At 37.2% G+C, this 293-nt stretch carries 1 protein-coding gene; it reads left to right on the top strand.

Annotated elements, in window-relative coordinates:
• Positions 1-267: IS30 family transposase (locus tag HMPREF2983_RS00475; protein ID WP_141757598.1), on the top strand; the 267-nt coding region annotated here is incomplete at its 5' end.
• Positions 268-293 lie beyond the last annotated feature (26 nt).

Here is a 293-nt window from a genome sequence, read left to right as displayed (position 1 = left end):
GACAACGGACCGGAGTTTATGCAGTATGAGGACATTGAAAAATCTTTAGGATGCAGCGTATATTATGCACATCCACACTGTCCCTGGCAGAAGGGAGCTGTAGAAAATCTGAATATGCTAATCAGGCAGTATATCGATAAAAGATGTAATATAAACAAACTCTCAACGCAGTATATTGCCGCAATAGAAGCCAAATTAAATGACAGACCCAGGAAGAAACTTAACTTTAGGACACCGAAATTTGTTTTTTACAAAAAACTTAAGTAAATTCGCATTTGGTAGTTGAAACTACC

Source organism: Prevotella sp. HMSC077E09, assembly GCF_001814685.1.
Taxonomy (GTDB): domain Bacteria; phylum Bacteroidota; class Bacteroidia; order Bacteroidales; family Bacteroidaceae; genus Prevotella; species Prevotella oris.
Note: the sequence above shows the minus strand (reverse complement) of the source record. Positions and strands in the feature narration are given on the sequence as shown.